Here is an 11,019-nt window from a genome sequence, read left to right as displayed (position 1 = left end):
ATATCCTCGCGAGTCGCTAAGTCTACTGTAGACTGGCCAATTAATTCTGTCATTCTATCTAAGCAGGCATTTAACCCAGCAGCAAATTCGTATCGGGTCATAGCTCGGTTACCTTTGTAAGTGCCGTCTGGATATCCTGCAATACAACCGTAACGTTCTACTAATGATTGTAATGCTTGAAATGCCCAGTCTGTAGGTTGGATATCTGAGAGTTGGGATACGGAGGTTACTTGGTCTAGTTCTGAAAGATCGTCATATTCATCTGATGCTTGTGCTAGTTGTAGGGTTTTTTTTCTAACTGTTGAAGGAACAGAATGGGAGTTATTTAAGCTCTGTAATATTGGTGGTGATAGTAAATGGAGAAAAGACTCATCTTGAGGTTTAACTTTTGTAGAATTTATTTGTGTTAATCCAGTTGCAGATTTTGCCCATGTTAAAGGAACTCCTAAAATAAATATTGAGATTAAAGATAATAAAAATTTACTTCCCATTTTATTTCGTCCTCATCTTATCGGTATATTTATTTAACTTGGTGTACTTTGATTTCAGTACATAATAATTTAAGACGTTTATATCATTAATATCTTCTTCGAGCAACCTAGCCAACAACTAATTTATTAAGATCAGTAAAATATTGTCTTCAAGTGCAGTGAAACATCGAATAAGTTAATTTATTAGACATAACTTCATCAGAAGATTACCAATCAAAACTTTACAAAACTTATTTATGGTCTTCCGGAAAATAAAATTTAATATTATCTTTATTGCCGTTATGTTAGTTATTTATATACGATTAAATTCACAAATAAAAAAAACTAAACAGTATAAAAACCGGAGTCAATAGGCTGTGGCCATAACAATTAGTAGCTAATTAGCTTCCTAAACTAGTCTTGAAGATCGCCAATTTAATTTATTTGATGAAGCCTTTAAACCCGGTCTTTTACACACAAGTTATACATAATTTACTATCCAAATTCTAATTCCTGAATCTTTACTTGGTCAGGAAAAATCCTCAGAGAAAAACAGATTCACAAATATTTACCATGAACTTTTTAAACCAAAATCACAACCATGAAATTTTCTGTAAAAAGTTTGCAATTGAAGAAGAAGTCAGGAGTCAGGAAGACCGAGTCAGGAGAACGGGGTCAATGGGGATTCTCACCTCACCAACCACATTTGCACCGTGCAGACGGTTGGGTATTAAATCCATAAGGGATAAAGATAATAGCCATTGTGTGAGTATTTGGCCTCCTGGTATGGGAATATTAGTAATTATTGACCCTACGGTAGAAAGTTATCAAATGTTAGCATCCGGGGTTTTGGCAGGGGCAAAAGTTGTAATTCTGAACTCGGAAGAAGATGAGGTCAGACAAATAACTAGAGCTATTTTGGATTATCCAGTTAATAGTCTCCATATTGTTTGTCATGGTTCTCCTGGTAGTTTGCAGTTGGGTAATACTAAGTTAAGTATCTCGACGTTGACCAAATACGAGGCGGAGTTGAAAAGGTGGGGTGAGACCATAGGTTCTGGTGGAATATTGTTGTATGGTTGCGAGGTAGGTGCGGGAGATATTGGGAAAGCTTTTGTGGGAAGGTTCCATGAGTTGAGTGGGGTAGGTGTTGCTGGTGCAGTAAGTCCTGTGGGTAATGCAGAATTAGGTGGTAGTTGGGAACTTGGGGTTAAAGTTGGGGAAGTTGGGGATAATTTGGCGTTTGGAGAAGAGGTGTTGGTAAGTTATCCAGGAGTTTTGCCAGAAAATTTGCTCTTTGCTTCTCAAATTGAACCTGTCAACACCGCACCAACAGCTAATAATAGCAATATCCGCATAGACGAAGATACCACCTACAACTTTAGTATCACTGATTTTGATTATACAGACTCCGATGGCGACCCTCTAACCGAAATCGAAATCGTGAATTTACCCGAACGAGGGGAACTATTATTGGCAGGTTCACCATTAACTCCTGGTCAAACTATCAGCGCTACCCAAGTAGGAACTCTCAGCTATCGTCCAGAAATTCACGAAAATGGCGACAACTACACCACATTCCCAGTTATTTTTAACAATGGTTCAGAAAATAGCAACCAAGCGACAATAACTATCAACGTCAATTCAGTTAATGACCCTCCCGTAAGTACAGATGATAATATTCGCTTTGAAGCAAATATCACTGGACAATTCCAATTCCAAGAAAGCAACTTTCCTATCGTAGATGTAGATGGAGACAACCTAGCAAGTATTACGATCGCCCAAGAACCAACTTTAGGCAGTCTTACTCTCAACGATGAACCAGTCACTAACCCCATCCCCGTTAGTGACATCGACCAACTGGTATATAGTATAGAACCAACTCCTGCAGGCAATAACATCGATGAATTCACATTTACAGTTAATGACGGTCAAGCTGATAGTTTAGAATACACAATTAATATTAATGTCGGGGAAAGAAGTACAGATACACCCCCAACTGCAGCAGATGCTGAGATTACAATAGAAGAAGATACTACCTTTCAATTTAATACATCAATTTTCAACTTTCGAGATGAAGATGGTGACTTTTTCAGCAACTTCAACATAACCAGAACTCCAGAATTAGGACGACAGGAAACATTCACAGACGAGGGTGTTCTTGAAAACATTTTCTACATCCCCAACCATAACGAGTTCGGCAATAATTACACCAACTTAGAATTCCAGATCGGTGATAGTGGTGGACTCAACAGTCAAGAAACATACACCCTTAACATCAATGTCACTCCAGTTAACGACAACCCAGTATTTACAAGTGGAGCGCCAACAACAGCTACAGTAGGTCAACTATACACTTACCAAATTACTGCTAATGATATAGACGAAGACCGGATAGATATTAACTCCAGTAACATACCTGGTTGGTTACAATTTACCGATAACGGAAACGGTACAGCTACATTAACAGGTACACCTACAGACCAAGACATAGGTAACAGCAATATTGAACTTACAGTTACTGACCCCAGTGACACTACAGATACGCAAATTTTTAGCCTACAAGTCACTGGTCCCCAAGCACCTACAAACCTGCAAATTAGTGGTACAAAATTCAACGATATCAACAACAATGGTGTTTTAGACTTTATCGAACCAGGTTTGGCAGGAGTTACTATCTACGTCGATATTAATAATAATCAAGTTTTAGACAACGATGAACCTAGAGTAGTAACAAATAGTGAAGGGTCATACTTGTTTGAAAATATCAGCTTAGACCCTGGTACATATAGTATTAGAGATATTCCACCTGTTGGTTTAACTCAAACTGTTGCAGCTCCTACTATTACGGTTAACTCTGGATCTACAACTTTTACAAATATAGATATTGCTAATATTGCTACTATTGCCCAGAGTGGGAGTATTAGTGGTACAAAATTCAACGACCTTAATGGTGATGGTTTCTTCGACCCAGGTGAACCTCCATTAGAAGGATTTACTATTTATGTCGATTTTGACAACAGTAATACCTTAGATGCAGATGAACCCTTTGCTATAACTAATACAGACGGCACTTACACCATTAACAATATCCCAGCAGGAAATTACACAGTTAGGGAAGTACAACAAACAGGTTTCACTCAAACTACACCAGACCCCATTGTTACAGTAGTAGCAGACCAAAATATCTCTAATATCAATTTGGGAAATTTTCAGTCATCAGAGTTAGGCAGTATCAGTGGGGTAAAATTCCAAGATGATAACCAAAGTGGGTTTCAAGACCCAGAAGAATTAGGTTTGCCAGGATTCAGAATTTACCTAGACCAGAATAATAATAATACCTTAGATGCAAATGAACCCTTTGCTATAACTAATACAGACGGCACTTACACCATTAACAATATCCCAGCAGGAAATTACACAGTTAGGGAAGTACAACAAACAGGTTTCACTCAAACTACACCAGACCCCATTGTTACAGTAGTAGCAGACCAAAATATTTCCAATATCAATTTCGGTAACTTTCAGTCACCAGAGTTAGGCAGTATCAGTGGGGTAAAATTCCAAGATGATAACCAAAGTGGGTTTCAAGACCCAGAAGAATTAGGTTTGCCAGGATTCAGAATTTACCTAGACCAGAATAATAATAATACCTTAGATGCAAATGAACCCTTTGCTATAACTAATACAGACGGCACTTACACCATTAACAATATCCCAGCAGGAAATTACACAGTTAGGGAAGTACAACAAACAGGTTTCACTCAAACTACACCAGACCCCATTGTTACAGTAGTAGCAGACCAAAATATTTCCAATATCAATTTCGGAAATTTCCAACAGGAGACTGTTGATGCTTTTATTGTTAACAGCATAGGGGATGAAGGAGATGCCAACTTAAATGATGGAGTTCCCCTAACAGCAACGGGTGTAGTTACGCTCAGGTCTGCTATCGAACAAGCAAACTTCTTGCCGGGTGAGAATACAATAGACTTCGACCCGAATATACTATTTGGTCAAACAATTACTCTAAATACTCAATTAGATATTACTAGCGATATTATTATTAATGGGTTAGGGGCAAATAATCTTACTATTAGCGGTAACAATGCTAGTCGCGTTTTCAATATTCAAGCACCCCCACCACCAATAATTGATGCTCCGATTTTGAATGCCTTGCAATTAAATATTGTATCGCCAACAGTTACTATTAGTGGTCTAACTATTACTGATGGAGTAGTTAGTAATGAACAGGGAGGAGGTATCAGAAATATTGAAGGGAATGTGACATTAGCAAATAGTACAGTCACAGGTAATACAGCTCTTTCAGGAGGTGGAGTCTATACTCAAGGTGGCACTTTAACGATCGCTAATAGTCTCATTTCCAATAACATTGCTAGTTTTGGAGCTGGTATCATTAATGATAATACTTTCGCTCCTGATGCTTATGGCAACTCTATTTTAGTTAATACAGGTGTCCTAGAAGTAAATAACACTACCATCAGTAATAACATAGCTACAAATGCTGAACTAAGTGGTGGTGGTATTGATAACGATGGTATTGCTACAGTTACTAATAGTACTATTTCTGGAAATACTTCCGGTTTTGATGGAGGCGGTATCGATAATGATGGTACAGCTACAGTTAATAATAGTACTATTTCTGAAAATGTTGCTAGTCGTTTTGGTGGCGGTATCAATAATGATGGTACGGTTACAGTGACTGACAGTACTATTTCTGGCAACAGTGCAAATGCTAGTGGTGGTGGTATTGCTAATGATGGTACAACTACATTCACTAACAGTACTATTTCTGGCAACAGTGCAAATGCTAGTGGTGGTGGTATTTATAATAATGGTCGTAATACTTTCTATGATGGGATTAACTTTGTTGGAGCTACTGCCACAATTACTAACAGTACTATTACTCAAAATATTGCTGACAATGACCGCGATAATATTGGCAATGGTGGTGGAATTGCTAATGGTGGGACTGCTAATGTTAGCAACAGTATTATTGCTGGAAATTTTGATGCTTCATCAACAATTATTCTGTCGGATGTTTCAGAGAATTTCAACGATACTTTAGTAGGAGTTTTTAATAGCAATGGTTCTAACCTAGTTGGCGATATTCTTGGCAGTAGTGGTTTTGCTCCTAGTGAAGTATTGCAAGTTCCAGTTAATTCTGTACTCGACCCAAATTTAGGAAATAATGGTGGTTTGACGTTAACCCATGCTTTAATTCAGGATATTAATAATCCTGCCATTGATGGGGGAAATAATGCCAATATTCTGCCTGGAGTACAATTTGACCAACGTGGTAATGGTTTTCCCCGGACTCTTGATGGTGATGGAGATGGTATAGCAGTTGTTGATGTTGGTGCGTTTGAAGCATCTCAGATAGAAACAGAACTATTGGTCAATATTAGCGGTACAAAATTCAACGACCTCGACAATGATGGTAGCTTAGATATTGGTGAACCGAGTTTACCAGGAGTTACTGTCTATATTGACATCAATAATAATAATTTTCCCGACAACAATGAACCGACAGCAGTAACAGATGCTTTTGGTTTCTATTCCTTTAATAATATTAGTCTACTCCCAGATACATATAATATTAGGGATATTCCACCTCCTGATTTTATTCAAGCTGCTCCAATTCCTACTATTACGGTTGATATTGCATCTACAAATTTTCCAAATTTTAATATTGCAAATATTGAGGTCAGTTCCTTCATCGTTAATGATACGAGGGATGCAGGAGACCTTATTCCCGGAAATGGAATAGTTGAAACTGCTCTTGGGGATAATATAGTTACATTGAGAGCAGCAATTGAAGAAGCTAATGCTTTCCCTGGTGAAAATACAATTGAATTCGAGTCTAGTTTATCCGGTCAAACAATTACTCTGTCAAATGTTGAACTAGATATTACTAGCAATATTATTATTAATGGTCTAGGAGCAAATAATCTGACGATTAGCGGTAATAATGCCAGTCGTATTTTTGATATTCAAGAGTCAACAGTTACTATTAATGATTTAGCGATCGCTGATGGATTTGTTTTTGGCGAGGAAGAAGGAGGAGGTATCAGAAATATTGGTGGTATTGTCACGGTAAATAATAGTACTATCAGGAATAGTCAAGGATTTAATGGTGGTGGTATTTCTAACAGGGACGGTGTACTCACAGTCAACAATAGCACCGTATCTGGTAATAACAGTAGTGGTAATGGTGGTGCTATATCTAGTCAAGGTGGTGCTGATGGCGAACTGACAATTAATAATAGTACAATTTCGGGCAATACAAGTATTGGTTTAGGTGGAGGAATATATATAAATACTCCGGCATCAATTAGCGATATTGCTAGCAACACAATTGTTTTAAATACAGCTATTGACGGAGGTGGTGTGTTTATAGCAGGTGGTGCTACTCGAATTGAGCAAAGTATTATTGTGGGGAATAATAGCAATAATGTATCAGGAAGTTTTTTGGGCATTGAGAATGTTATAGATGTTCCCATTGAGTCGGTACTAGAAACTGCTCTACAAAATAATGGTGGTCCGACGGAAACCCATAACTTAATTCCAGGTAGTCCTGCTATTGATACTGCTCTGGGCAATACTTTTAATCTGGATCAGAGAGGAATTCAACGACCTATTGATGGAGATGGAGATGGTAATGCTATTGCAGATATTGGTGCAGTTGAAACATCTCAAATAACACTTGTAGGTAGCATCAGTGGGATAAAATTCAACGACCTTGACAGTGATGGTTTTTTTGATGCAGGGGAACCAGGGTTAGCGGGTGTAACAATTTACCTAGACCTCAATGAAAACCAACAATTCGACCCAGAGGAACCATCTGAAATTACAAATGATACTGGGAATTATAGTTTCAGTAACCTAAACTCTGGTACATATAACGTTCGGGAAGTTGTACCAGAAGATTTCAGACCGACTCTTGCTCCAGAAACACCAATTACTATTACTGCTGCTGGGGAAAATTTCACCAATATTAATTTCGGTAACACTACTAACATTGCCGGAATTTCTATTACTCAAACAGGTGGCAGTACTGATGTCGCAGAGGAAGGAACTACGAGTGACACTTATGAAATTGCTCTTAATAGTATTCCTACTGCTCCAGTTAATATTACAATTGCTTCGGATGGTCAGACAGTTCTCAGTGATGTTGATGAAACACTAAGCAATACAATTAACCTCACATTTAATGACTTAACTCCTCAAACCGTTACTGTGACAGCAGTAGATGATGAAATAGAAAGTCCTGATATTAGCAATATTACCCATACTATTAGCAGTAATGACGAAAACTATAATGGCGCGAATGTACCATTTACTATAGATGACATTCCCAGTAACAATATACTCCCTGTCAATATTATTGATAGCGACATTGAAAATTTAGCTCCAGACGCTATAGATGATACAGCTTTCACTACAGTTAATAACCAGGTAAATATAGATGTCCTAGATAACGATACAGACCCCGAACTCGACCAGATCGATATTATTGATTTTGATGCAACTTCTACAGCAGGTGGTACAGTTACTCTCAGCACCGATGAAAATGAAAATCCCTCCTTATTATTATACTTTCCTCCCGATGGGTTCATAGGTGAAGACACATTTACCTATACGATTAGCGACGGTAATAATAATACAGACATCGCCACCGTTACTATTAATGTTATATCACCAGGAGAACAGCGTCCAATAGCTAACTCTGATACTGCCACGACAACTCAAGGTAACCCTGTAACTATTAATGTTCTCGAAAATGACACTGACCCCCAAGACAGTCCGGTAGAGATTTTGGCAACGACCGACCCAAGCAATGGAGCGATCGCTAATAACAACAATGGTACAATTACCTACACGCCATTACCAGAAGCGATCGGTGAAGATACATTTACCTACACTATTATTGACCCCGAAGGAAATATTTCCGAACCTGCCACAGTTACCGTTGCAGTTGACCCCCTCCCTCCAGGTAGTATCAGCGGTACAGTATTTGACGACCTAAATGATAATGATATTCTCGACCCTGGAGAAACTGGACTCAATAATGTCACTGTAACTATCAGTGGAATTGAGAACGATATTCCGATCCAACAAACAACTGTTACTGACTCATCAGGTATTTACAATTTCTCTAATTTATTACCAAATATTGAATATACTCTCACAGCAGTTCGTTCTCCCGACCTACCTCTGCAAGAGTTTCCATTTCCTGTAACTATTCCTGCTGGTGAAAGTGTTAGTAATATTAACTTTGCCTACGATGTATCAGACCCAGGAATTCTCCAATTTAGCGAACCCATCTTTAGCGTTGCGGAAAATACTCCTACTGCAACAGTCACAATAATTCGTACAGATGGGAGTGATGGAGTAGTGAGTGCTACTCTCAACCTTGCCAATGGTACAGCTATTCAAGATATTGATTATGGCAACCCTATTTCTAACAATATTTTCTTTGCAGATGGAGAAACACAACAAACTGTCAGTATTCCAATTATTGATGATTCTATAATTGAGGGAAATAGAACTGTTAATTTGAGTTTGAGCAATGTTACTGGTGATGCAACTATTGGTCAACCTGCTACTGCTATTTTAGAAATTCTTGAGGATGAAGTTTCACCCCCTCCTATAGCTAACCCTGATACTGCTACTACAACCCAAGGCAACCCTCCCATAACTATAGATGTCTTAGCAAACGATACAGGAGAATTTCTCAATATTATTACTGTAGATAATTTCACCACCGCAGGAAATAACGCCACTATCAATAACAACCAAATTATCTACACCCCATTACCAGAGTTCAGTGGGACAGATACTTTTACTTACGAAATTTCAGATGGCAATAATAATACTCCTAACTCTAGCGCTACAGTTAATGTGACTGTAGACTCCCCACCTTCCGGCAGTATTAGTGGAATTATATTTAACGACACTAACCAAAATGGTTTTCTCGAACTAGGAGAAACAGCATTATCAGGTGTCACAGTTTTTATAGATACCAATCAAAATGGCATTCCTGACCCCAACGAACAAACAGCAGTTACAAACCAGTCTGGTCTATACACTTTATCTAACTTATTACCAAATACTTATACCGTCAGAACCATTACTCCTCAACCTGATGCTACTCTCACAACTCAAGAGTTTTCTGTCACCCTGTCTTCTGGGGAAAACCTCAATAATATTGACTTTGGTTATAGCACTGCCAACCCAGGTATTCTCCAATTTAGCAATCCCACTTTTAGTGTGACAGAAAATGAACCCACTGCTACAGTTACAGTTATTCGTACTGGTGGAAATGATGGGGTTGTTAGTGCCAATATTAACCTTTCCAATGGCACAGCAACTCAGGGTATTGATTATGGCAACCCTGTTCCTGAAACTATTTTCTTTGCAGATAAAGAAACCCAACAAACTGTTAATATTCCTATTGTTAATGATGACTCAGTTGAGAATACGGAAACTGTCAATTTAAGTTTAAGTAACGTTACTGGTGGAGCGACTATTGGTCAACCTGCTACTGCTACTTTAGAAATTATTGATGATGATGAAATTATATCCTCACCACCTCCACCTTTTACTACTAGGGTGTTGGGTTTTGATGGTGAATTTAACAATTTTGATTTTGTGAGGTCTGTTCAAGTTAATCCCCCTCAAGGTCCTGCGAACCTACGATTTTCTCCTAATACTGTAGCTTTAGTAAGCAGGAATCAAGGAGGACAAGGAAGATTTGATGGTACTACTAATAATAGTACTGTTATTGCCTACGATATACCAGACCGACAATTAGGGTTTGAGCTAGATGCTATTGTCATTGATTTAGCTGAAGTTATCGAGCGGATAGGTGAAATTGAGTTTGGTAATTTTTCGTTGGATTATGCTTCTCCTAACAGAAGTCACAATGTGAGGTTTTTCAATGAAAGTCGTCAAGATATTGGCCAAGGAGCAACTTTAAGTCGGACTATTCCGGTTCCTGGCCAACCAAATAATTTTAGTAACTTTAGCCGTCAAGGTATTTCAATTCCAGAGGATACCCAGTTTATTGCCATTGGCAGTGAATCTACGGAAATTGGAATTGATAATTTGCAGTTTACATTACAACCAAAGAGAGACAGCGATCGCTCCTTTAGTCAAATAAGTCTAGCATCTATGCCTGAGACTCAGTTAGTTGGGAACATTACTACCATTGATAGTTTACTAGATAGTATGTTTTTTGCTTCAGCTATCTAGTGGTCAAGAGGGAATTAACGGATGGACTTGAATAAGGAGTCAGGAGTTAGGAGTCAGGAGTCAGGAGTCAGGAGTCAGGAGTCAGGAGAAAAGAAGAAAGAGGAGGAGAAGGAGAAAGTTTTTTGATCACTAATTATCCGGACATGATATAATCCCATGTTCCCTAGCATCGGTATTGTATAGCAAAGTTCAATAATGAATAATTAATAATGAATAATTAATAATTACCTCTCCTTGAAAAGAAGAGGATTGACTAATCATGAAAATTTTT

The 11,019-nt window shown here is 38.2% G+C and carries 2 protein-coding genes; one reads left to right on the top strand and one right to left on the bottom strand.

Annotated features, from left to right (window positions below):
- Positions 1 to 491 (bottom strand): iron uptake porin (locus D5R40_RS26110; protein ID WP_240041656.1); only part of this gene is annotated, 491 nt, incomplete at its 3' end.
- 552 nt (positions 492 to 1,043) lie between these two features.
- On the opposite strand from D5R40_RS26110, the gene D5R40_RS26105 reads away from it, so the two are divergent.
- The gene (locus D5R40_RS26105; RefSeq protein ID WP_124155446.1) at positions 1,044 to 10,748 is read left to right on the top strand and encodes an SdrD B-like domain-containing protein; all 9,705 of its coding nucleotides are present in this window, start codon (positions 1,044 to 1,046) and stop codon (positions 10,746 to 10,748) included.
- Positions 10,749 to 11,019: the final 271 nt, after the last annotated feature.

Source organism: Okeania hirsuta (assembly GCF_003838195.1).
Taxonomy (GTDB): Bacteria; Cyanobacteriota; Cyanobacteriia; order Cyanobacteriales; family Microcoleaceae; genus Okeania; species Okeania hirsuta.
Note: the sequence above shows the minus strand (reverse complement) of the source record. Positions and strands in the feature narration are given on the sequence as shown.